The sequence below is a fragment of the Hydrotalea sp. genome, from assembly GCF_049968455.1.
Taxonomy (GTDB): Bacteria; Bacteroidota; Bacteroidia; order Chitinophagales; family Chitinophagaceae; genus Hydrotalea.
Genome location: NZ_JBMFQT010000004.1, coordinates 105,563 through 128,601, shown reverse-complemented (window position 1 = coordinate 128,601; position 23,039 = coordinate 105,563). Strand labels below are relative to the sequence as shown.

Sequence of the window (23,039 nt, the reverse complement as noted above, 5' to 3'; positions counted from 1 at the left end):
AATATTCCGCTTTTTTAAGTGGATTTTTTTAATAGGAAAACAACAAGCATTATGGCAAATGTTACCCGTGAGAACCTCGGCGAGTTAAACGATAAAATTATAGTTACCCTTTCCAAAGAGGACTATCTTCCCGATTTTGAAAAAAGTTTAAAAAAATACGCTAAAACGGCAAATATTCCCGGTTTTCGTAAGGGGATGATTCCTGCTGGGCTCATAAAAAAAATGTATGGCCAAAGCGTATTTAGTGAAGAGATAATGCGCCAGGTTGAAAAATCATTGTTTGACTATTTGCAGCATGAACAGCTTGATATTTTTGCTCAACCCTTACCTGTTGAACAAACTACCCCTGCATTGGACATGAATAATCCAACCGATTATTCCTTTGTTTTTGAAATTGGGTTGAAACCCAACGTTTCTATTGACGTTACTAAACTGCAAGTAACACAATATAAAGTGAATGTTACTGATGAGATGGTTGATCAGGAAATAGACCGTTTGCAAGTTCGCAATGGTAAAATGACTGAACCTGAAACTGTTACCGGTGATGATAATGTTTTGAACGTAAAATTTGTTGAAACCAACAAAGAAGGGAACGAAGTAGAAGGTGGTATTACTAAAGAAAACTCTTTGTTAGTAAAGTATTTTGCCGAAAAATTCAGAAAGAATTTAATGGGCAAAAAAGCCAATGATTATATTCATTTGCAATTAAAGAAAGCGTTTGACGATAAAGAATTAGAATTTATTTTGTCAGATTTAGGATTGGAAAAGGGAAAAAAAGAAGATGAAAATCGTTACTTTAATTTATTAATTACTAAAGTAGGTTTGGTTGAACGTCCTGAATTAAATGAAGCATTTTTCGAAACCGTTTATCCGGGCAAAAACATCAAAACAATTCAAGAATTTAAAGAGGCTGTAAAAAAAGAAATTGAAGGATACTATGAGGCCCAGGCTCTTAATCAAGTGCACGACCAAATTTATCACCAATTATTAGAACATACCCATTTCTCATTCCCTGAAGCATTTTTAAAGCGTTGGTTGCAGGTAAGCGGCGAAAAAGCTAAAACAACCGAAGAGGTTGAAGCTGAGTTCCCAACATTTAAAGAACAATTAAAATGGACACTTATCAATAACCAATTAACTGCTGATTTTAAAGTAGAAGTACTTCCCGATGATATTCGCAATTTGGCCAAACAACAATTGTTGCAATACCTTGGCGGTCAATTGAACTTGGCTGATAATGAACAATGGGTTGAAGATTATGCTACACGTATGATGCAGGATAAGAAATTCGTGGAAGATAGTTACCACCGTATTGCTACTGAAAAAATGTTTACTGCAGTAGCTGAAAAAGTTAATAAATCAGAAGAAGCTATTAGTGCAGAAGATTTTGCAGAAAAACTGCATCACCACCATCATTAATAGTTTTTAAATCAATACTATATAAGAAGTTGCCTCAATGGGGCAACTTTTTTTATTCAACTTATGCGTATTTAAAAACTTGCAGAAAAGTAAATAGGCAACTATTTTTAGAATCAAAAAGTCAATTAGTTAAATAGGTTTATTTAGCTTTTAATTATCCGTACAACTCTAAATGAATATCCTTTCTATCATATCCTAAAGCCAATATTCTTTCTTTTGCTTCATCAATCATGTTCTTCCAACCACATAAGTAAAATGAAGCTGCAGTTTTATTTTTTTGTAAAAGATGTTCATATACTTGATGTACATATCCGGTATAATGCCCTGGTTCATGTACTTCATTTTCTCTGGAAAAACAAGCATGGAAATGAAAATTGGATTCTATTTTAGTCAATTCACTTAGTTCTTTAAGGTATAATCCATCAGCAAATTTTCTACACCCAAATATTAAATGTATTTGATGGTGGGGAATTTTGTGTTCATGTATATAATGTACCATAGAACGAAAGGGAGCAATACCGGTACCAGTACAAATTAAAAAAATATTTTTTTCAATTTTTTCGGGTAATGTAAATTTACCTAAAGGGCCTCTTAATAGAAATTCAGTACCAATGGTAGCTTCTTTGAATAAATAATTAGTGCCGGCTCCACCTTCTAAATAAACAATAATTAATTCAAAAACATTTGTGCCATTGGGTGCAGATGCAATTGAATAGCTGCGCCATCTTTTATTTTTTTGTTCATTAATGGGTAAATCTAAAGTCACAAACTGGCCAGGAATGAAATCGAATTTTTCTATTTCCGGAACCTGAATAAAAAACTTTTTTGTATGTGGAGTTTCCACTTCAATTGCAACTATAATACCCTTTTGCCAATCTTTCATTTGCTTATTTTTTCTAAATTTAAAATTTAGTGGTTAAATGAATGATGTTTTTTAAAAAAATACCCCGAGTGTTCGGGGTATTGTATTGTTGAGGGGTTAAATGTTTTTTTAATGTACAATTAGAATTTTTTGATTGTATACCTTATCTTTTTGTTTTACCTGTAAAATATAGGTTCCGGGTGCATAACCAGCTGAATTGTATTGCTTGTTAAAGCTGCCGTTAAAGTTGCTATATTGTTCCTGCATCATTAACTGACCAACATCATTAAATAAGGCAATATTTAGTGGCCCTGCGGTATTCATAGTAAATCTAATAGTAAAATTACTATTGGCCGGGTTAGGATTTACCTGTAAGCCAATGGCAGATGGATTAACATTTTGTACAGCAGTAAACACGTAATTAAATGTTGCGGAGCCACGTTGACAACCTGATGAATCGGTTACTATCACTGCATAGCCACCAGATTGTGTTGGTTTAATAGAACGATTCGTTGCGCCACTAATTGGATTATTGTTAAAGTACCATTGATTACCGGTATTACTACTGCTCACTAAGCTATCACCTACTTGTGTAATAGTTGGTGTAGGTAAACTTGTTGCAGTAATGGCTGTACGTGCACTCATACAATCAGGAGTGCTTACTCTTATGTTGTAAAAGAAGTAATAATATGATTGTGGATTAGAAGCTGTTGGAACACTATTGCCGGTAATCATAAATAAACCGTTCAAACCCAATGGATAAATGGTTCCGGTAATACCACTATTTCTAAATATGCTTGCTCCGTTGCTACATTGCATTATTAAAGCATAATCGCCTGCTGCAGGTACTTGTAAATTTAAATTAAATATAGCACCAGTATCAGCTGGGTTATCACTTCCGGGCAATGTACTTGGAGGATTGGGATTTGTGGCGGCAACATTAAAGCTTACACTTTGCACAGGAATATAAGAATAGCTAGATCCATCACTGCTAACTGTAAGATTTGAAGCCAATGTAATTTGTATTGTACCGGGGTTACCAATATACATTTTCGCTGTTTCAATGGTAATGGGGGTATAAGCATGGAAAGTGACATAATTTCCTGCAAATGCATTGTATGCTCCTGTTCCATATACTGCTTTATTAGCGGGTCCAATGGTAGCTTTACTGCCCGTTTGTAAATAATAGGTATTATTACTGGGTATAGTTGTGGTAGAAGTATTCGATCCAACAGCAATGGGTGAGGTGGCAGTATCTGAACTAAACCACAAATATGTACTATTACTATTTACATTGCTTGCTTTTAAGTAAGCAGTATTTGAACCACATATAGTTGCTGTACCTTGGGGTGCAGTGGATGCACTTGAAATAGCTAAAATGGATGTTTTGGTATTGTCAGTGGTATCTTGATCCGCTACATAATTTACTTTAGCACTAATAGTATAGGTGTTACCTGCAACGGTGGTAAAAGGTGTTTGAAAAACATAAGTGTCTGATGCTCCTGCTGCTAACGTTAAAGTATATAATCCACTTAAATTGGCAATTACGTTGCCACCGTTACTTACAGTAGCATTTAAGGTAAAATTACTTGCACTTATAGTTCCCTTGTTTAAAATTTGAACAGTAAGGTATTGATTATTAGCAGCACAGTTTCCGGCAGTTGGTGAAATAATGCCAGTTAAAGTTAAGTTGTTAGAAGGAGCGATAAACTGAATTCTATAATCTTGCGTTTCGCCATAACCATAATTTCCACAAGAAGTAACAGTAGAAGAATCTGTGGTTTCTACAGCCACTATACGCATTAATGTTAAGTTGTTTAAAGGTAAGTTGCCAGGTGTGGTGATATTGATGGTATAAGTACCATTGCCAGCTGCAACAATTGCTCCAACTTGATCACCCGGATCGGAGAAGCTGCCATTGTTATTATAATCAATATAAACTTTCACCACTTTAGGATTATTGGTAGCATCAGAACTGTTCAATACAATGGTAAATGGCAATGTTTGGTTGGGTTGTATTTTGCCTGTTAAATTAGTAAAGTTGCTATAAGTAGTATTAGTGGTGGTGTTTTTGTTGTTAATGCCCGCAAATGAAACGCTATCAATTCGTGTTCCGGTATTGTTAGTTGCACCTGATGCACAGTAAGCAGTGCCACCAATGCCACTAACAATTAAAGAAAATGCTTGTGTTCCTCGTTGTAAGTTGCCTTTATTCGTAATAGTTAATGTATAAACTTGACCTGGCACAGCACTATCAACCGATATCTTTTCAACATTATCTAAATAATTATCTCCCTTTGTTGCAGCTGCACTAGGATTAGTGGGATTTAAGATCCACGGTTTATAAGTGTTGCCGCCATTGGAAATACGCATATCTAAATCGTTTACCAAGCGAGGTGTTGTATTATTCACCGAATTAGTGGTTGATAATGGCGTAATGGGTGGATCTAACCATGCTAATGTTGCTACCAAAGGGCCTTTTCCAGATGCAACAACATTCATGGTATAAGGTACAGTATTCGATAAGGTTTTTTCAATAATTGTATCTGATTGTTGATTATAAGAGGAAGTGATTACGGATGAAGCTTTTAATACATTCAACAATCCCCATCCAAATTGATAGCTTGGTCCGGCTGCTGTTCCTGCTTGATTAGCAGTGTGAATTGCCAAGCCTTTTAAAGTAGCTGAACGCATGAAGCCACTAGGATGCAATTTGTTGTAATACTCCTGAAGCAGATACAATGATCCTGTAGCATTGGGTGCTGCCATAGAAGTACCACTTTCTGTTTGGTACGCCGTAGTAGAGGTACTCCAACTTGAAGTAACATTTACACCATCTGCTACTACATCCGGCTTAATTCGGCCATCACTGGTAGGCCCCCATGAGCTAAAACTACTCATTACCACATCACTTGGATAATTATAGCCCAATGGTATACCATTTACTGCACCTACTGCTAAAATGTTTTTCGCATCTTGTGTATAAGCAATTGATCCATAATCGGGGTTGTTGGGTATAGAAGTAGTTCTGTAAATTGATTTGTTACTATTACCATTATATAAGTACTTACTACCTACGGCTGGTCCATTTGAATTTCTGGAATTACCTGCAGACATACTAATGAGGTAATAAGGGGCATTGTAGGCAATAGAGTCGAACATTTGCGCACTTTGGTCATAATACCCAAAACCATATGATTTACTGGTGCTGATAGTTGTATCACCATACCAACTCCAGTTAGTACCGTCATAGTTCCAGCCCGCTAAATATCCATAAGAGTGGTTGGACAATAATAAGTTGGGTGAAGCGGCCATCATTTCTGACTGGTCATTATTATAATCGTACGCAATTAGTTTTTGAGCATTGAAAGCCATCCCTTTTGCAATGGGGTTAATACCAGTGGCAATTAATGTACCTGCCACATGTGTGGCATGGTCGCTAACAGCTGCCGAATCTGGATTTACAATTCTGCCAATTAACTCCACATGATTGGGTAAAGGAGTTCCTCCATCCCACATAGCCAATTTACCAACTATGTTATTCGAGGAACCCGAAAGGTTTAAATTAGAGGTTCCTCCCGGCCAAAGTTGATTAGTATTGGTGGTTGCAGCAGCAGTTGTATTATTAAATGTGCTTAAATATAACGGATTACCTTTTTCATCAACCCCGGCTAATGAAATTACACGACCGGTAGGAGTAACCCGTCTAATAAACCATCCCTCCTGCTTTGCCATTTGCAAAGCTTTTTGAAAATTAGAATTTTCCTTTGTGCGTATGGCTTCTGAAAGTTTTTGATATTCTTGATTGGAGTGAACATTTTGCGCTAACAAACTTCCACTACACATCATTAAAAATAAAAAATAAGCAAGGTGTAATTTTTTAAACATAGTACAGTATTGTATGTGAACAGCTTAATTTTACTAAATTAGATACTTTAAACATTCAAAATGCTTTATGTATAAAAATCTTTTTGTGTTATTTTCTCTACTTTTTATTTTATCAAGCTGTTTGTTTCAAAAAAAAGCAATATCCACAAATTATATTAAACAAGGTATTGCGGGAAAAGTTTTTTTAATTTCCGGTAATCAAATGCCTGCCCCCAATGCCCCAATGCCCCACCCAAAGCCCATTTCAACTACCATATACATTTATAAAATAACTAACCTTTCGCAGGTGGTAAGGGTAGATGAGGCACCTATTTACCGACAAATTTTTACTTCATTTGTTGATTCTGTAACTAGTAATAAAGAGGGTTACTTTTATAAGACGCTTCCTGTGGGTAATTATTCATTATTTACTAAAGTAAATGGATTGTTTTATGCAAATGCTTATGATGACAAGAATAATATTCAACCTGTAAATGTGCAAAAAGACTCAGTAGCTCAAATTACCATTCAAATTAGTAATAATGCAGTGTATTAATTGATTGGACCATACTGTTTTTTTAAATTCCCTTGAATTAATTGTAAATTTGCACCCTGTTGTATGAACATATGTGTGCTATTGAATGGTTTTATCAATACCCCCCAGGCTAAATTACTGGTGGAACAGATTTCTCTTGCCCAATCCACCCCCCCGAAATCTAAGATCTATTTATCAGGATTAAAAGGAAGTAGTCCTGAATGTTTCATTGCAGCCTTGTACCAACATCCGCAATTCAATCAATACAACCATCTTATTGTTTTGAGTGATGCTGAAGATGCAGCATATTTTTATAATGCCATTGAAAGTTTAACTAACGCATTAGATGTATTTTATTTTCCTTCTTCATTCAAATTGCGAAAAAATTTTAAGCTGCTGAATACTTCGCATGTAATGCTTCGTACTGAAATGCTTACACGCTTATCTGCCGGAGGCAATAAAAAAATAATTGTAACCTATCCAGAAGCTTTAGCAGAAAAAGTAATTCAATCACAAACTCTCAATAAAAACACCATCCTAATCAAAACCAATGATACCATTACTCCAGATGCATTAATGGAAACACTGGTAAGCTTTGGTTTTGTGCGTAACGATTTTGTATATGAACCTGGTCAGTTTGCGCTTCGCGGAGGTATTTTAGATATTTATTCTTTCGGAAATGAAAAGCCTTATCGAATAGAATTGTTTGGAAATGAAGTTGATAGTATTAGAATCTTTGATCCTGAAACGCAATTAAGTGAACGTAAAATATTGCAAGTAAGTATTATTCCAAATGTCGAAACCAACTTTGGGGAAGGCGAAAAAATTTCATTGTTTGACTTTTTAAGTAGCAATACATTAATATGGTTAAGCGATTGGGATATTGTTTTGAATAAACTGGAAGTGCAAGAAGAAGAGCTGGGACAGTTTTTAGAAAAAAATTACGATGATGCCTTGCTGTTAGAATCTGATGAAGATGAAACCAAAATTTTAAAATCGGTTGGATTAAATGATTTTACTCCTTCCACTACCATAACACGACAAATTCAGCAACATAACATTATTGAATTTGGCTATGCGCCGTATTTCGGAAAAACAACTATTACTTTTCAAACAGAAGAACAACCTTCTTTTAACAGGCAGTTTCCGCTGTTAATGCAAAATTTAAGTAACTATGAAGCTAACGGATATGCTATTTACATTTTTTCCGATCAAGCCAAACAGTTAGAACGTTTAAATAGCATTTTTACAGATTTGTCTGCTGAAATAAAATTCATTCCTGTACCCATTAGTATTCATAAAGGATTTATTGATCACGAACAAAAGGTAGTTTGTTATACTGATCACCAAATTTTTCAGCGCTATCATAAATACAAAATAAAACAGGCATATAGTAAAAGCAAAGCACTTACTATTAAAACATTGCGCGAATTACAACCGGGCGATTTTGTTACACATATCGATCATGGTGTTGGTACTTTCAGTGGTTTACAAAAAATTGAAGTAAATGGTAAATGGCAGGAAGCGGTTAGAATTATTTACAAAGACAATGATATTTTGTATGTAAACATCAACTCATTACACAAAATATCCAAATTTACAGGGAAAGATGGCTCAATTCCTAAAATCAATAAACTAGGTAGTGATGTTTGGAATAAGTTAAAAGAAAAAACAAAAACTAAGGTAAAAGAACTGGCTTTTGATTTAATTAGCTTGTACGCTGAACGTAAGGCCAGACAGGGATTTCAGTTTTCACCTGATAATTATATGAACACGGAGTTAGAAGCTTCCTTTATTTACGAAGATACTCCTGATCAAAGCAAAGCAACCATTGATATTAAAAAAGATATGGAAAGCCCTAGCCCAATGGATAGGCTTATTTGTGGTGATGTTGGTTTTGGCAAAACAGAAGTTGCCATCCGTGCAGCATTTAAATGCTGTGTGGATGGGAAACAAGTGGCAGTGTTAGTGCCCACTACCATTTTGGCTTTCCAACATTATAAAACATTTAAAGAACGTTTAAAAGATTTTCCGGTTACTATCGATTTTGTAAATCGATTCAAATCGACGAAAGAAAAAAAAGAAACTTTACAACGTGTTGCAGAAGGAAAAATAGATATATTAATTGGTACGCATGCTATTTTAAGTAAAGAAGTTAAGTTTAAAGAATTGGGTTTAATGATTATTGATGAAGAACAAAAATTTGGCGTAGGGCATAAAGAAAAACTAAAAACACTAAAATCAAATGTTGATTGCTTAACATTAACGGCAACCCCAATTCCACGTACACTGCAATTTTCATTAATGGGGGCAAGAGATTTAAGTATCATTAATACACCACCACCTAATCGGCAACCTATTCAAACGGAAGTGCACGTGTTTAATGAAGATTTTATTCGCGATGCAATATATTTTGAAACCGAGCGTGGCGGCCAGGTATTTTTTATACATAATCGTGTACAAGGCTTAGCAGAAATGGCGGCATTGATACAGGCATCTTGTCCCGACTTAAGTATTGGATATGCACATGGCCAATTAGAAGGCCATGAACTAGAAAAACGAATATTAGATTTTATTAATAAGAAATATGATGTTTTAGTTTGTACCAACATAGTAGAAAGCGGGGTAGATATTCCTAACGTCAATACCATCATCGTTAATAATGCACATCATTTTGGGTTAAGTGATTTACACCAATTGCGCGGACGTGTAGGTAGAAGTAATAAAAAGGCTTTTTGTTATTTGTTAGCACCACCTATGGCTACATTACCCAACGATTCGCGTAAACGATTACAAACCTTAGAACAATTCAGCGATTTAGGCAGTGGCTTTCAAATTGCTATGCGCGATTTAGATATTCGCGGTGCAGGTAATATGTTGGGCGGAGAGCAAAGCGGCTTTATGGCCGAAATTGGTTTTGAAATGTATCAGAAAATTTTAGATGAAGCTATGCGTGAATTAAAACGCAGCAGTTTCAAAGAATTATTTCAGGAAGAGATTTCACAACAAGATGATTTTGTAAGCGACTGTACCATTGATACAGATTTAGAAATTCTAATTCCTGATGATTATGTTGCTAATATTACTGAACGCCTTTCATTATATACTCGTCTGGATAATTGTGAAAACGAAACAGAATTAACCACCTTTAAACAAGAAATGGAAGACCGCTTTGGACCTTTACCATCACCGGTTGTTGATTTGTTTGATATGGTTAGAGCCCGTTGGGCAGGTGTTGCCTTGGGTTTCGAAAAAATGACTTTAAAAGAAAATGTGCTTCGTTGTTATTTTATTAACAAACCCGATTCACCATATTTTGAATCTGATTTATTTAAAAATATTTTAACCTACATACAAACTGCCACTAATAAAGCCAAATTAAAACAAGCAGGTAAAAACTTTTTACTGGTAGTTGATGATATGCTTTCCATGCAGGCCATGCTTCAGTTTCTACAAAAAATGCAAGCTGCTACTGTTAATGCTTCTGCTTTGTAATTGCATACCAATTAAGTATTGCATTATCATTTTATTAACTCCATTTATATATAAAAGCTCCCATTCATTCTTTTAACTGCTTCGCATTTCAATAGGCTTCTTCATTTTTACAAAAAAATTAATTCTGTATGAAAATGAAATTTACCCTGCTTAGTGCTTTACTCTTATTGTTTTGTATAAGCTGTAGTACTAATAAGCCTGTTTTAAGTGCCAATGCAGTAAATGCAAAAATTAAAACAATGGCCATATTACCTGTACTTGTTCAATATACTGGCAATATGCCGCGAAATGTAACACAAGCGCAATTAGATTCTGCTGCAGTAAAAACCGGTTACACATATCAGCAAATTTTGTTGGCTAATTTGCAGCGCTATAGCCGACCTAGAAAGAAAATTGCTGAAGCACAAATACAAAGTCCTGATAAAACGAATGGATTATTAAGCAGTGCGGGAATTTCTGCTAAGGCTGCATTTAATGCTGATCCGGATGTATTGTGCAAAATACTGGGTGTTGATGCTGTAATTAAAATGAATGTAACTAGTAATAGAATTATGAGCGATTTAGCTTCTATGGGTATAGGCGCAGTACGTAATATTATTTTTTGGGGTACTAGCATGGATCCTGTAGTTGGAGCAAGTGTTAGCAACAAAACTGCCGATGTATATGCGAATTGTGTGTTAGTGAAAGGAGGAGAAACTTTATGGTCTGCAAGTTATCAAAAGCCTACCAATTGGTATGTTTCTGGAACTGATGTTATGTTTAAAATTACCCGTAAAATGGGCAAACGTTTTCCGTTTTAGTTTTGAAAGGTTAAAAAAGCAGCCTTTTATTTAAAAGGCTGCTCTATTGTAAAATTTAAATTACTAATTAAAATCCTTTTTTGGCTACGCCATCAGCTATGGCTTGTAAAGCCTTTGCTTCGCTTAAAATAGCAGCCATTTTGTTGCCTTTACCATCGTTACCACTGGCCATATAACCACCTTTGGCAGTTTTAGTAATAACAGCATCATGCATAGGTACATTTTTTTCTTTTGTTTTTAAGCAATATGCTTTAATCATTTTTGATGTGTCCATTGTTTTGTGGTTTTGTATTCTCTGTTACGAGAATGAATGAATAATTTTTTTTCATTATTACAAGTAACAATCTATTCTGTATTGCTACTTGTTTGCAATATAGTTTAAAATTTGGTATTTATTGTTATGCATCAATACGAGCATAACGGGCATGTGTTTCAATAAATTCTCTTCTTGGAGCTACTTCATCGCCCATTAACATGCTAAATATCCTATCAGCCTCTGCTGCACTTTCAATCGTTACTTTTTTTAATGTACGGCGACTGGGGTCCATCGTAGTTTCCCAAAGTTGTTCTGCATTCATTTCACCTAAACCTTTGTAACGTTGAATGGTAACACTATCTTCTTTGCCGGCTCCTAATTTTTCAATCAATGCTTTACGTTGTTCTTCTGTATAAGCATAAGCTTGTTCTTTTCCTTTTTTAACAAGGTATAAAGGCGGTTGTGCAATATAAACATAACCATGTTCTACCAATTCCTTCATATAACGGTACACAAAAGTTAAAATAAGGGTAGCAATGTGCGAACCATCCACGTCGGCATCGGTCATGATAATTAATTTATGATACCGCAATTTTGATAAGTTTAATTGTTTCGGATCATCTGGAGTACCTACAGTAACACCTAAAGCCGTGTACATATTTCTTATCTCTTCATTTTCATAAATTTTGTGTTCCATGGCTTTTTCAACGTTTAAAATTTTACCCCTTAATGGTAAAATAGCCTGGTAACTTCTATCGCGGCCTTGTTTAGCAGTTCCTCCGGCCGAATCTCCCTCAACCAAAAACAGTTCACACTTTTCTGCATCTCTTTCTGAACAATCTGCTAATTTTCCAGGAAGACCACCACCACTCAAAACAGTTTTTCGCTGAACCAAATCTCGTGCCTTTTTAGCTGCAACACGAGCTTGCGCTGCTAAAATTATTTTTGAAATAACGTTTTTGGCCTCCTTAGGATTTTCTTCTAAATAAGCTTGTAATGCTTTTGAAACAGTTGTTTGTACAATACCTGATGCCTCTGTATTACCCAGTTTTGTTTTAGTTTGACCTTCAAATTGTGGTTCAGGAATTTTAACAGAAATAATAGCACTTAAACCTTCTCTAAAATCATCGCCTTCAACTTCAACTTTCGCTTTTTCAAACAATCCTTCTTTATCTCCATAGCTTTTAAATACCCGGGTAAGTGCTTGCCTAAATCCGGTAACGTGTGTACCACCTTCAATTGTATTAATATTGTTTACATACGAAAAGATGTGTTCTTTAAAATCATTGTTATAGGTCATAGCTACTTCAACGGCAATGTTGGTAGCTTCATCGTGTCCTTCAAAATAAAGCGTTTTGGTAATTAGTGGGGTTCTTTTGCCAATTTCATCTAACATTTCCACAAATTCAACAATTCCCCCTTCACTATAAAATGTTTTACTATAGGTTGTTCCATCCTCATTTTTTTCGCGTAAATCATTTAATGTTATGTGAATTCTTTTATTCAAAAAAGCCAGTTCGCGTAAACGGCCTTCTAAAATCTCACGTTTGTAAACTGTTTCCTGAAAAATGGTGGTATCGGGCCAAAAGTGTATTGAAGTGCCTGTTTTCTCACTCACGCCAATTTCTCTTACCGCATATTGAGGAACACCAATTTTGTATTCCTGTTCAAATATTTTTCCTTCGCGCTGAACAGTAACAATTAATTTTGAACTGAGTGCATTTACGCAACTTACACCAACACCATGCAAACCACCCGATACTTTATAAGTATTTTTATCAAATTTGCCACCGGCATGGAGTACAGTCATTACTACCTCTAATGCGCTGCGTTTTTCTTTGCTGTGCATAGCTGTAGGAATTCCACGACCATCATCTTTAACGCTTATAGAATTATCTTCATGAATAGTTACTTCTATATTTTTACAATAACCGGCTAAAGCTTCGTCAATTGAATTATCTACAACCTCATAAACTAGGTGGTGTAATCCTTTAATACCGATATCACCAATGTACATCGCCGGTCTTTTTCTTACAGCTTCTAATCCTTCTAATACCTGAATACTATCTGCTCCGTAATTTTTATTTTGGGCTTCTGCTAAACTTTGTTGTGTTTCACTCATAAATTATGAATAGTTTTTATATTTTTTCAACTATACGATAATTGGCGAAGATAATGAATTTGATGCCTAAAATTGCATATTTTATAGGTATTTATCCACTATTTTCAGGTACTTTTTAACGCCATAAAAGTGCCATTTTAACAGCTTTTCAGCCAATTTTGAAATTTTCTGTTTTACAGTATTGTGACTTAATTTTTTGCAGTTCAACTTAATTTTGCCTTAATATGATACAGGCATTAGAAATTTTGAAAGAAGCACACAAAAATGACATTGAACTTAGTATGAATTTGCTGTATCAGAAATCGCAGCATATTCCGGATTCTATTCAATATATTATTCGAAGATACAATGCAGAGCAAAATTTAACTACTGAAGATACTGGTATGTTGATTTACCATTATGATGCTTCCAGTCCGGAAAAACAATACTTAGAATTGCGTTTCTGTACCGTTGGTAACCGTTACTGTTCTGAAAAAAGCTGCGCCAATTGTCAACAGTTACCTACCGAAAATTGTGATGGAAATATTCATACGCTTGATGTGTTTAATTTTCATTTTTCCGCTACATTCTTGCATCAATTTACACATAATGTGAAATTAAGTAGTAGAAAAGATGAGGTATTGGCATTTAAACATCCACATCCATTTACTAAAGTATTCCCAATTTGTCCGAAGAAGCGTAGCATTTTAAACAGCTTATTAAACCATTCTTATAGTGGCGTTTTGGAAAATATTTTTGCGAATGCAAAGATTCATGAGTTGTTGTTATTTAGTTTAGATTGTTTGGTAGAAGAAAAAGAGGAAGGCTTTGTTTGTAAATTTTTAGCAGATGATAGAGGCAAAGAACAAATTTATAAAGCCCGTGATTTATTGTTGCAACACATTGGAGAACCCATTACTATTAAAGAATTAAGTAGAAAAGTAGCTATGAATGAGTGCTACTTGAAAAAAGGTTTTAAAGAAGTGTTTGGTACAACTATTTTTGATTTTTACCAACAACAGCGTATGGAACATGCTAAATATTTGTTGTATGAAAAAGGCTTGAGTGTTACCGACGTTTCAGCATTGTTGGGATATTCTTCCATATCGCATTTTTCTGCGGCATTTAAAAAACATACCGGCTTAAAACCTTGCGATTTGTTGAAATAATCCCTAAAATATTTTGTAACTTAATAAAAAGGCAACTAACACTAACGTAGTTGCCTTTTCGTTGTAGTATTTAAATGCTCTATAAAATCTCTTGCAAACTTTCTTTACTTGCTGCTATTGTTTTGTCTAAATCGGCATAGGTAAGTGCATTATTCAAAAACCAACTTTCAAATGGCGAAGGGGGTAAATAAATACCACGCTTCAACATGGCATGAAAATATTTTTTAAATAAATCGTTATTGGCAGCAGCAGCAGTTTCAAAATTAGTTACAGGTTTATTGCTAAAATGAACACTAATCATGGAACCTAATCGGTTAATGGTATATGGGGTCTTTGATGCTGCAAATACTTCATCCAATCCTTTGTGCAAATAAGCAGTCTTATCATCTAGTTCTTTATAAATGCTAGGATTGTTTTTTAATTCATTTAATAGAGTATAGCCTGCAATCATTGCAATTGGATTACCGCTTAAAGTGCCAGCCTGATAAACATTGCCTAAGGGAGCTATATGTTGCATTATTTCTTTTTTACCACCAAATGCCCCCACCGGCATACCTGCGCCAATTGCTTTACCATAGGTAATCAAATCTGCGTCAATAGATAAACGTTGTTGGGCACCGCCGGCAGCTAACCTAAAACCGGTCATTACCTCATCAAAAATTAACACAATGTTATGCTGTGTACAAATTTTTCTTAAACCTTCTAAAAATCCTTGTTCCGGTAAAATGCAACCCATATTTCCGGCAACTGGTTCAACTATGATAGCTGCAATTTCATTTGGATAATCGGCTACTATTTTTTCAACAGCATTTAAATCGTTGTAAGCGCAAGTTAATGTGTCATCACTTACTGCTGCAGGTATACCGGGCACAGTTTGAATGTTAAAAGTGGCTACACCACTACCTGCTTTTACTAAAAATGCATCGGCATGCCCATGATAGCAACCTTCAAATTTAATAAATTTATTTTTGCCTGTATAACCCCTCGCTAATCGTAAAGCACTCATACAAGCTTCGGTTCCACTGCTAACCATTCTTATTAAATCAACATTAGGTGCCATGCTGATAATTAATTCTGCCATTTCAATTTCAAGTTGTGTAGGTGCACCGAATGAAGTTGAAAAAACAGCTTTCTCCTGAATAGCTTTTATTACCGGTTCGTAGGCATGTCCAAGAATCATGGGTCCCCATGAAGCAATGTAATCTATGTAGGCATTTTCATCCTCATCATACAAATATGCCCCTTTGGCTTTTTGAATGAAAATGGGATTACCGCCCACACTTTTAAATGCACGAACCGGTGAGTTTACACCACCCGGAATACTTTTTTGTGCCCGTTGAAATAATTGCTCACTATTCTTAATATGCATATGATAAAATTTATGAGTGGTAGTTATCTAACATTGCAGTAAAAGCTTTCACGGCTTTGGTAGGTTTAAATTCAATAATACTGAATTCCGACAAGTTGTTGGTAAAGAAAGGGTCTTCTGCCATAATGGTTTCTATTTCTTTTTTACTTTCAGCTATTGCCAAAATAATTCCGCCGGTTCTTGGCTCTTTTCTTCCTGAAGCAATGAATTTTCCTAATTGATAATACCTTTCCAAAAATGCCACATGTGCTTCCATGTGTTGGTCAATTTCTTGTACGGGTGCTTTGTAGGTAATATTAATGATAAACATGGCTTTAAGAATTATTGATTTAATAATAAAACTGCTTGTTTAGCAAAATAAGTAGCAATTAAATCGGCTCCGGAACGTTTTATAGAAGTTAAACTTTCGATAATAGCCTTATTTTCGTCAAGCCAACCACGTTCTGCTGCAGCTTTAATCATGGCATATTCACCACTTACATGATAAGCACTCACAGGAATTGTTACTGCATTTTTTACTTCTCGAATTATGTCTAAATAAGCCATAGCAGGTTTAACCATTACGATATCTGCTCCTTCTTCAACATCTTGTAGTGTTTCATTAATTGCTTCTATTCGGTTGGCATAATTCATTTGATAGGTTTTTTTATCACCAAATCCGGGAGCACTGTCTAATGCATCTCTAAATGGTCCATAAAAACAGGAAGCGTATTTAGCACTATAGCTCATGATGCCTGTTTTGGTAAAACCGCTTTCTTCTAATGCTTCTCTTATTGCACCTATTCTTCCATCCATCATATCGCTTGGGGCAACCATATCTGCTCCGGCTGCTGCATGGCTTACACTCATTTTAATTAATGCATCAACCGTTTCATCGTTTACAATTTCTCCATCTTTAACAATGCCATCATGGCCATAAATGGAATAAGGATCGAGAGCAACATCTGTCATTACAAACATTTCCGGTACAGCTTCTTTTATGGCTTTTATGCTTCTTTGCATTAGCCCATTTGGATTCCATGCTTCTTTACCTTCATTATCCTTTGTTTCATCTAATGCTTTCACAAAAAGCAGTACGCTTTTAATGCCTAGATTATAGAGTTCTTTTACCTCATTAACGGTAATATCGAGACTATTTCTAAAATACCCGGGCATGGAAGGAATGTGGTTTTTTTCATTGTGGCCTTCTTGTATAAATAAGGGGGCAATAAAATCATTGGGTGTTAAAATGCTTTCAGCTACCAAACTTCTAATAGCAGCCGATTTCCGTAAAATTCTATTTCGTTTTTGTAAATACATAAAATCGTATTTAAATGGTTAACATTGGTTCGTTTTTTTTGCCCATTTTTCTTCACTAACGGAAGTGGGTTGTTGTATACTTAGCCAATCTATTGGCTGTAAGCATACCGCTAATAAATTTGCTTCGGCAGAATTGGGTTGTGGTTGGTAGTTGTAATCGAACCTAACGGTAGGCGGCAGGCTCATTAAAATGCTTTCAGTTCTTCCGTTGGTTTTTAATCCAAATATGGTGCCGCGGTCATGTAATAAATTAAATTCAACATAGCGACCACGTCTTATTTCTTGCCAATACTTATGTTCAAGAGAAAAGTAGGTGTTTTTTCTTTTTTCTACTATTGGTATGTACGCTTTTATAAAGGCTTCACCACAAGCTTTGGCAAAGTTTAACCAAAATTGTTCATTTTTTTCTTCAGTAGGGCGTTGGTGGTCATAAAAAATTCCGCCAATGCCCCTCCGCTCATTTTGCCGATGTGTGTTTACAAAATAGTTATCGCAATTTATTTTGAAGGATTGATAAAAGGAAGCATCAAACCGATCGCAAGCTGTTTTGTGAGTTTGATGAAAATGAATAGAATCCTCCGGAAATAAATAATAAGGAGTAAGATCTGTACCTCCTCCAAACCATCTATCAACTACGTTGTTGTTTTTATATAATTCAAAATAGCGATAATTACAATGTATTGTAGGAACAAATGGATTGTAAGGATGAATAACCAAACTTAAGCCGCAAGCAAACCATTCATCGCCATCCATTTGTAATTGATTGCGCATAGCATCGGTTATATTACCATATACTACTGAAGTATTTACACCACCTTTTTCAAACACATTTCCATTGGCAATTACTCTTGTTTTTCCACCACCGCCTGTTCCATCGGGTTTGCGCAGCCACTCATCTTGCATAAATTTAGCTTTACCATCAGCTAACTCTAATGCACGGCAAATAGTGTCTTGCAAATTGTGAATAAAATCAATCCACTCATTTTTAAAATTGTTATTGCTACTCATGTGCAAAACATTAAACATTAATTAGGTTGCCATTCTTTTACGGTATCAACAAAAGCTTTGGCATGGTCAACCGGTACATTCGGTAAAATGCCATGTCCTAAATTGGCAATATGGTGTTGGCCACCAAATGCTTGAAGCATATTCTTCACTTCTTTTTTTATTTCAGAAATCGGTGATAATAGTTTTGCGGGATCGAAATTGCCTTGAAGGGTAATTTTTTCTCCGGCCAATTGCCGTGCTATATTGGGAGGCGTACACCAATCAATACCCAAAGCTGCAGCACCGGTGTTTGCCATTTCAGTTAGGCTATACCATGCTCCTTTTGCAAACAGAATAACGGGTGCAATGGGTTGTATGGCTTTTACAATTTGTTCTAAATAGGGCAATGAGTATGTTTCGAAATCAGCTTTACTTAATAGTCCGCCCCAACTATCAAACACTTGAACCGTATCAGCACCGGAAGCAACTTGTTGATGTAAGTAGGCAATAGTAGTATTGGTAATCATTTGTAAAAGTTGGTGTGCCAGTTGTGGTTGTTGATAACAAAAGGCTTTAGCTTCATCAAATGTTTTTGAACCTTTACCTTGTACCATATAGCACAACAATGTCCAAGGTGCTCCGGCAAAACCTATTAAGGGTACTCGTCCATTTAATTCTTGCTTAATTAAATGAATGGCTTTAAATACATAGCCTAATGATTCATGTACATCGGGTGTATGTATGCGTTGTAAATCATTACTTGTTTGAATGGGGTTGGGTAATATAGGTCCTTTGCTTTCAATTAATTGTACTTCAAGCCCCATTGCTTGGGGTACAACTAAAATATCTGAGAATAAAATAGCCGCATCAACGCCAATAATATCAACAGGTTGTAAAGTAATTTCACAAGCTAATTCAGGTGTTTGGCAACGTTCAAAAAAACCGTACTTTCTCCGCAATTCCATGTATTCAGGTAAATATCTACCCGCTTGTCGCATCATCCAAACAGGCACTCTTTCAGTTTTTTCACCACGTAATGTTCTTAATATTAAATCGTTTTTTATTACACTCATGCATTAATGTTAATAGGTTTAAAATAGTTTAGTACCACATCAATCATTTGTTCTTTACCGGGCCATTCGCTGGTAATAATTTTATTTTGAACATAGGTTTGAATGGTGGCAGCGGTAGTTTTTCCAATAGCAAATAAAACAGTTGATAGCGGTATGGTATTTACGGAGAAGAAACTATGTACTGCACTGGGGCTAAAAAATACAATGCCTTGGTAATTTTTTGAGGTTTCACCCGGTGTTTGAATGGTTTTATATACAACCACTTGTTGCGTTGGAAAGCCATTAACGGCTAAGGTTTCAGGCAGTTCATCCATGCGTTGATCGCCACAAAAAAATACTAGCTGATTTTCTGGTTTGTGTTCAATAATTTTTTCTGCCAGTAATCCTGCACTTTTTGCACTTGCTTTAAAATGTTTTTCGCCAAAAAATTGTAACACTTTCTCTTTTGTAACTCCACCTAAACAAAAGATATCCCATTTGGGCACATGATTTAAGCGAGCCGTAACTGCATCAACTGCATTCATGCTAGTAAAAATGGCCGTAATTTTTTTTTGTGCCAGGTCGTTAATGGTATTTGAAATGTCCTCATCGGCTAAGGGAATGGTTTCAATAAAAGGTATAGTATCAATGCTTATACCTCTGTTAAATGCATTCGTAACCAAAAGTGAGTCTAATGGCCGGGTACATAAAACCTGTATCGTATTATTATTTTGCATTTTTAATAGATTCTATCAACATTTTAGCATCGGTTAATAATAATTCATTGGCAGCCTCAAATCCTAAATTTTTTGCCAAATTAATAGCGGCTCGTTTTTCAATATTGTATTGAAGTTTACCATCAGTAGCGGTAATATTCCCTTTAAAAATCACTTCCTTGTCTGTGCATGTTGCTAAAGCACTAATAGGTGTTGAACATCCGCCCATTAATGCTTGTAAAAAATCGCGTTCAATTTTTGTGCAAAGTTCAGTAGGAACATCATTAATTGCATTAATCATTTGATAGGTTGCTATATCTTCTTCTCGGCAAACAACCATAATTGCTCCTTGAGCCGGTGCAGGTAGCATCCAAGTTAAGTCTATAGATTTTTCCGGTCTTAAATATATTCTTTCCAAGCCGGCAGCCGCAAATATGGCTCCATGCCATTGGCTATTAGCTACTTTCTGTAAACGTGTATTTACATTGCCTCTTAAATTTTCTATGGTATGGTTAGGGTAACGGTGTAGCCATTGTGCTTTTCGGCGAATACTACTGGTGGCTATAACTGCCGGTAATTGTGTGTTTTCTAAAAAATTTGTATCATTTTTATAAACTAGTATGTCATTAAAAGAGGCACGTGGTAATACGGCAGCTTGTACAATACCTTTCGCTAATTGCGTAGGTACATCTTTCATTGAGTGAACAGCAATGTCAATTTTTTTACTTAATAGTGCTGCATCTAAAGTTTTTGTAAAAACACCTTGTACGCCAAGTGCATATAGTGGTGTAATTAAATCAATGTCTCCATCGCTTTTAATATAATGTAATTCACTTTTAACTTGGTGTTGTGCTAATATTGTTTGAACCAGTGTGGCCTGCCATACAGCTAATTGGCTTTCTCTGGTTCCAATTTTAATAATTGCCATGATATTAATAAAATCAATTACTGCTAATGGTAATAAAATCGTTGATGGCTTCTATAAAATTACAACCCGGTTGATACTGGGTGCGCAATTTTACTGCCATATTCTTTACTGCTTTTTGTAATGCTTCATCTGTGGTAGTTTGGTGTTGTTTTGTTGCATACACTGCATGAAACATTTCGCAGTTATTCATGTCTTCTAGTTTCTTTTTAACGGCTTTAATTACGGGTACAAATTTTCTACTATCTAACCATTCTGTAAACTCTGCTTCAAATTCTTGAATTATAGTAAGTGCTTTGGGTATTTCTGCTTTGCGCATTTGTAAAGTTGCATCATTAATTTTAGCAAGATCATCAACATTTACTAATGCTATATGCGGTAACTGTGCAGTATTAGGATCAATATTGTTTGGGATAGATAAGTCAATCAGAATTTTTTTACCGGATTGTTCAAAGTTTTCTTTAAAAAGAATGGGAGTTTCTGAATTGGTAGCAACAATAATAACATCGGCGTTGTTTACTAGAGTAGGGAGGTGATGGAAATTGGCAGTACCAATGCCTAACTCATTTGCCAACTCAACTGCTTTTTCATTGGTACGATTAATGAGTGTAATATTAGTGGTATTTAAATAATCAATTAAATTTTTACAAGTGTTTTTGCCAATTTTTCCTGTACCAATCAACAAAATATTTTTATTGGGAATATCCGTTAAATGTTCTTTTAAATATTGTATAGCAGCAAATGAAACCGATACAGTTCCACCACTTAATGCCGTTTGATTTTTGATGGTTTTGGATGATTGTAATACTGTATTAAAAAGTCTTTCTAAAAATGAGCCTACAAAGCCTTTTTCTTTGGCAAATTTTACTGCAAGTTTCATTTGGCCAACAATTTCATAGTCACCTAAAATTTGAGAGTCTAACCCGGCGCTAACTGTGAAAATATGGTGAATAGCTTCTTCGCCTTGCTTAATGTAGCAGCGTTCCATAAAAAGCTCTTCACTACCAATGGTTTCACTACATAGCAAATGAATTAAGTCTGTCGGTTGTTGAGCTATGCCGTAAATTTCTGTACGATTGCAAGTGCTTAAAATTACCAGTTCTTTTATAGCGTAATCAACTGCTTTTTGCAAAATAGCGGCATATTGTTCTGAGCTAATGGCAAACTGCCCTCTAACGGAAGCATCATTTTTTTTGTAGTTAATGCCTATTGCAAAAAAGTTGGAAAGATTCATCATCTGTTATTCTTAAATATTGGTCTAATTACTTACGCAAAAGTATCTCGGATAGATGGCAGAAATGTATGACTTAAGTCATGTCTTTGTCATTTAATTGTCATTTTACTTGTTTCTTTCCTCATTTCAGGTTTTACTGCCCCTTTTTAAGGTTTTTTCAAACCAAATAAAAAATGTTTTGTTGATTGCCCTAAATGTTATTGGGTTCTATAGTTGAAAACAATTTTTGAAATAATACATTTGCCAATATTAAAATAGTATGAAAGCAAAAAAAAGAGGTGTTATATTAATGAATTTGGGTTCGCCCGATTCAACTTCAGTAAGCGATGTTAAGAAATATTTGAAAGAATTTTTAATGGATGAAAGGGTGATTGATATGCCCTATTTATCTCGATTTTTATTAATTAACGGAATTATAGTTCCTTTTCGTGCACCCAAGTCGGCTGAGGCTTATAAAACTATTTGGACTAAAGAAGGCTCACCACTCATTGTTTTAACCCATCAATTACAACAGGCTGTTCAACAAACTGTACATGTGCCGGTAACCATTGCCATGCGTTACGGGAATCCAACACCCGAAGCGGCATATCAGGCTTTGTTGCAACAAAGCCCCGATATTGAAGAGGTACTTTTATTTCCTTTATACCCGCATTACGCCATGAGTAGTTATGAAACTGCTGTAGAATATATGAAGGAAGTACATCGGAAAAATGGCTATACATTTCAATTACAAACTATTCAACCTTATTATAATCATCCCGAATACATTCATGCATTAGCTTCCAGCATTCAACCCTATTTACAATTAGACTATGATCATATACTTTTTAGCTATCATGGTGTTCCGGAAAGACATATTCGTAAAAGCGATACAACGGGATGCCATTGCCTGAAAGTAGATAATTGTTGTAATGTCCCTTCTGAAGCACATAAAACCTGCTATCGGCATCAGG

General features: G+C 35.3%; 18 protein-coding genes. 6 read left to right on the top strand and 12 right to left on the bottom strand.

Annotated elements, in window-relative coordinates; all coding sequences use genetic code 11:
- Positions 1-51 precede the first annotated feature (51 nt).
- Positions 52-1,419, top strand: coding sequence for a trigger factor (tig, locus tag ACP5P5_RS04150; RefSeq protein ID WP_428284851.1), 1,368 nt, complete (start codon positions 52-54; stop codon positions 1,417-1,419).
- Positions 1,420-1,573: 154 nt separating this feature from the next.
- Here the strand turns inward: tig and ACP5P5_RS04145 are convergent, their stop codons facing one another.
- Both ACP5P5_RS04145 and ACP5P5_RS04140 read right to left on the bottom strand, forming a co-directional pair.
- On the bottom strand, positions 1,574-2,302 hold the full coding sequence (locus tag ACP5P5_RS04145) for a ferredoxin--NADP reductase (protein WP_428284850.1): 729 nt from the start codon (positions 2,300-2,302) through the stop codon (positions 1,574-1,576).
- A 108-nt stretch (positions 2,303-2,410) separates the two neighbouring features.
- A complete protein-coding gene (locus ACP5P5_RS04140; RefSeq protein ID WP_428284849.1) occupies positions 2,411-6,169 on the bottom strand; it encodes a S8 family serine peptidase in 3,759 nt (1,252 codons plus the stop codon).
- Between the two features lie 67 nt (positions 6,170-6,236).
- On the opposite strand from ACP5P5_RS04140, the gene ACP5P5_RS04135 reads away from it, so the two are divergent.
- From ACP5P5_RS04135 to ACP5P5_RS04125, 3 genes are all read left to right on the top strand, one after another.
- On the top strand, positions 6,237-6,704 hold the full coding sequence (locus ACP5P5_RS04135) for a hypothetical protein (protein WP_428284848.1): 468 nt from the start codon (positions 6,237-6,239) through the stop codon (positions 6,702-6,704).
- A 63-nt stretch (positions 6,705-6,767) separates the two neighbouring features.
- Positions 6,768-10,178, top strand: coding sequence for a transcription-repair coupling factor (gene mfd / locus ACP5P5_RS04130; protein ID WP_428284847.1), 3,411 nt, complete (start codon positions 6,768-6,770; stop codon positions 10,176-10,178).
- Between the two features lie 128 nt (positions 10,179-10,306).
- On the top strand, positions 10,307-10,978 hold the full coding sequence (locus tag ACP5P5_RS04125) for a hypothetical protein (protein ID WP_428284846.1): 672 nt from the start codon (positions 10,307-10,309) through the stop codon (positions 10,976-10,978).
- A gap of 67 nt (positions 10,979-11,045) precedes the next feature.
- On the opposite strand, the gene ACP5P5_RS04120 is transcribed toward ACP5P5_RS04125, so the two are convergent.
- Together ACP5P5_RS04120 and gyrB are read right to left on the bottom strand one after the other, a co-directional pair.
- Positions 11,046-11,252, bottom strand: a complete 207-nt coding sequence (locus ACP5P5_RS04120; protein ID WP_428284845.1) for a hypothetical protein — start codon at positions 11,250-11,252, stop codon at positions 11,046-11,048.
- 124 nt (positions 11,253-11,376) lie between these two features.
- On the bottom strand, positions 11,377-13,356 hold the full coding sequence (gene gyrB, locus ACP5P5_RS04115; RefSeq protein ID WP_428284844.1) for a DNA topoisomerase (ATP-hydrolyzing) subunit B: 1,980 nt from the start codon (positions 13,354-13,356) through the stop codon (positions 11,377-11,379).
- A 224-nt stretch (positions 13,357-13,580) separates the two neighbouring features.
- On the opposite strand from gyrB, the gene ACP5P5_RS04110 reads away from it, so the two are divergent.
- Positions 13,581-14,504, top strand: a complete 924-nt coding sequence (locus ACP5P5_RS04110) for a helix-turn-helix domain-containing protein (protein WP_428284843.1) — start codon at positions 13,581-13,583, stop codon at positions 14,502-14,504.
- Positions 14,505-14,583: 79 nt separating this feature from the next.
- On the opposite strand, the gene hemL is transcribed toward ACP5P5_RS04110, so the two are convergent.
- Genes hemL through hemA form a run of 8 tightly spaced genes read right to left on the bottom strand, consistent with a single transcriptional unit; the run spans position 14,584 to position 22,089 of the window.
- Entirely contained in the window at positions 14,584-15,873 is a 1,290-nt protein-coding gene (gene hemL, locus ACP5P5_RS04105) for a glutamate-1-semialdehyde 2,1-aminomutase (RefSeq protein ID WP_428284842.1), read from the bottom strand.
- Positions 15,874-15,883: 10 nt separating this feature from the next.
- Positions 15,884-16,183, bottom strand: coding sequence for a YciI family protein (locus tag ACP5P5_RS04100; RefSeq protein WP_428284841.1), 300 nt, complete (start codon positions 16,181-16,183; stop codon positions 15,884-15,886).
- Positions 16,184-16,194: 11 nt separating this feature from the next.
- A complete protein-coding gene (gene hemB / locus ACP5P5_RS04095; RefSeq protein ID WP_428284840.1) occupies positions 16,195-17,172 on the bottom strand; it encodes a porphobilinogen synthase in 978 nt (325 codons plus the stop codon).
- 18 nt (positions 17,173-17,190) lie between these two features.
- The gene (hemF, locus tag ACP5P5_RS04090; RefSeq protein WP_428284839.1) at positions 17,191-18,180 is read right to left on the bottom strand and encodes an oxygen-dependent coproporphyrinogen oxidase; all 990 of its coding nucleotides are present in this window, start codon (positions 18,178-18,180) and stop codon (positions 17,191-17,193) included.
- A gap of 17 nt (positions 18,181-18,197) precedes the next feature.
- Positions 18,198-19,232 (bottom strand): uroporphyrinogen decarboxylase, encoded by a 1,035-nt coding sequence (hemE, locus tag ACP5P5_RS04085; protein ID WP_428284838.1) that lies wholly within the window; start codon positions 19,230-19,232, stop codon positions 18,198-18,200.
- Positions 19,229-19,948, bottom strand: coding sequence for a uroporphyrinogen-III synthase (locus tag ACP5P5_RS04080; protein WP_428284837.1), 720 nt, complete (start codon positions 19,946-19,948; stop codon positions 19,229-19,231). The genes hemE and ACP5P5_RS04080 overlap by 4 nt, the downstream gene beginning before the upstream one ends.
- Positions 19,938-20,855, bottom strand: a complete 918-nt coding sequence (gene hemC, locus ACP5P5_RS04075; protein WP_428284836.1) for a hydroxymethylbilane synthase — start codon at positions 20,853-20,855, stop codon at positions 19,938-19,940. The genes ACP5P5_RS04080 and hemC overlap by 11 nt, the downstream gene beginning before the upstream one ends.
- 13 nt (positions 20,856-20,868) lie before the next feature.
- A complete protein-coding gene (hemA, locus tag ACP5P5_RS04070; RefSeq protein WP_428284835.1) occupies positions 20,869-22,089 on the bottom strand; it encodes a glutamyl-tRNA reductase in 1,221 nt (406 codons plus the stop codon).
- A 256-nt stretch (positions 22,090-22,345) separates the two neighbouring features.
- Here hemA and hemH point away from each other — a divergent pair.
- On the top strand, positions 22,346-23,039 hold a 694-nt coding region (hemH, locus tag ACP5P5_RS04065), incomplete at its 3' end, for a ferrochelatase (protein WP_428284834.1).

What these genes read in the sequence shown, in the direction of transcription:
- ACP5P5_RS04145 (WP_428284850.1), bottom strand. Translation starts at nt 2,302, where the DNA reads ATGAAAGATTGGCAAAAGGGTATTATAGTTGCAATTGAAGTGGAAACT.
- hemB (WP_428284840.1), bottom strand. Translation starts at nt 17,172, where the DNA reads ATGTATTTACAAAAACGAAATAGAATTTTACGGAAATCGGCTGCTATT.
- ACP5P5_RS04120 (WP_428284845.1), bottom strand. Translation starts at nt 11,252, where the DNA reads ATGGACACATCAAAAATGATTAAAGCATATTGCTTAAAAACAAAAGAA.
- hemA (WP_428284835.1), bottom strand. Translation starts at nt 22,089, where the DNA reads ATGATGAATCTTTCCAACTTTTTTGCAATAGGCATTAACTACAAAAAA.
- hemE (WP_428284838.1), bottom strand. Translation starts at nt 19,232, where the DNA reads ATGAGTGTAATAAAAAACGATTTAATATTAAGAACATTACGTGGTGAA.
- ACP5P5_RS04140 (WP_428284849.1), bottom strand. Translation starts at nt 6,169, where the DNA reads ATGTTTAAAAAATTACACCTTGCTTATTTTTTATTTTTAATGATGTGT.
- tig (WP_428284851.1), top strand. Translation starts at nt 52, where the DNA reads ATGGCAAATGTTACCCGTGAGAACCTCGGCGAGTTAAACGATAAAATT.
- hemL (WP_428284842.1), bottom strand. Translation starts at nt 15,873, where the DNA reads ATGCATATTAAGAATAGTGAGCAATTATTTCAACGGGCACAAAAAAGT.
- ACP5P5_RS04080 (WP_428284837.1), bottom strand. Translation starts at nt 19,948, where the DNA reads ATGCAAAATAATAATACGATACAGGTTTTATGTACCCGGCCATTAGAC.
- ACP5P5_RS04100 (WP_428284841.1), bottom strand. Translation starts at nt 16,183, where the DNA reads ATGTTTATCATTAATATTACCTACAAAGCACCCGTACAAGAAATTGAC.
- ACP5P5_RS04135 (WP_428284848.1), top strand. Translation starts at nt 6,237, where the DNA reads ATGTATAAAAATCTTTTTGTGTTATTTTCTCTACTTTTTATTTTATCA.
- ACP5P5_RS04125 (WP_428284846.1), top strand. Translation starts at nt 10,307, where the DNA reads ATGAAAATGAAATTTACCCTGCTTAGTGCTTTACTCTTATTGTTTTGT.
- mfd (WP_428284847.1), top strand. Translation starts at nt 6,768, where the DNA reads ATGAACATATGTGTGCTATTGAATGGTTTTATCAATACCCCCCAGGCT.
- hemF (WP_428284839.1), bottom strand. Translation starts at nt 18,180, where the DNA reads ATGAGTAGCAATAACAATTTTAAAAATGAGTGGATTGATTTTATTCAC.
- gyrB (WP_428284844.1), bottom strand. Translation starts at nt 13,356, where the DNA reads ATGAGTGAAACACAACAAAGTTTAGCAGAAGCCCAAAATAAAAATTAC.
- ACP5P5_RS04110 (WP_428284843.1), top strand. Translation starts at nt 13,581, where the DNA reads ATGATACAGGCATTAGAAATTTTGAAAGAAGCACACAAAAATGACATT.
- hemC (WP_428284836.1), bottom strand. Translation starts at nt 20,855, where the DNA reads ATGGCAATTATTAAAATTGGAACCAGAGAAAGCCAATTAGCTGTATGG.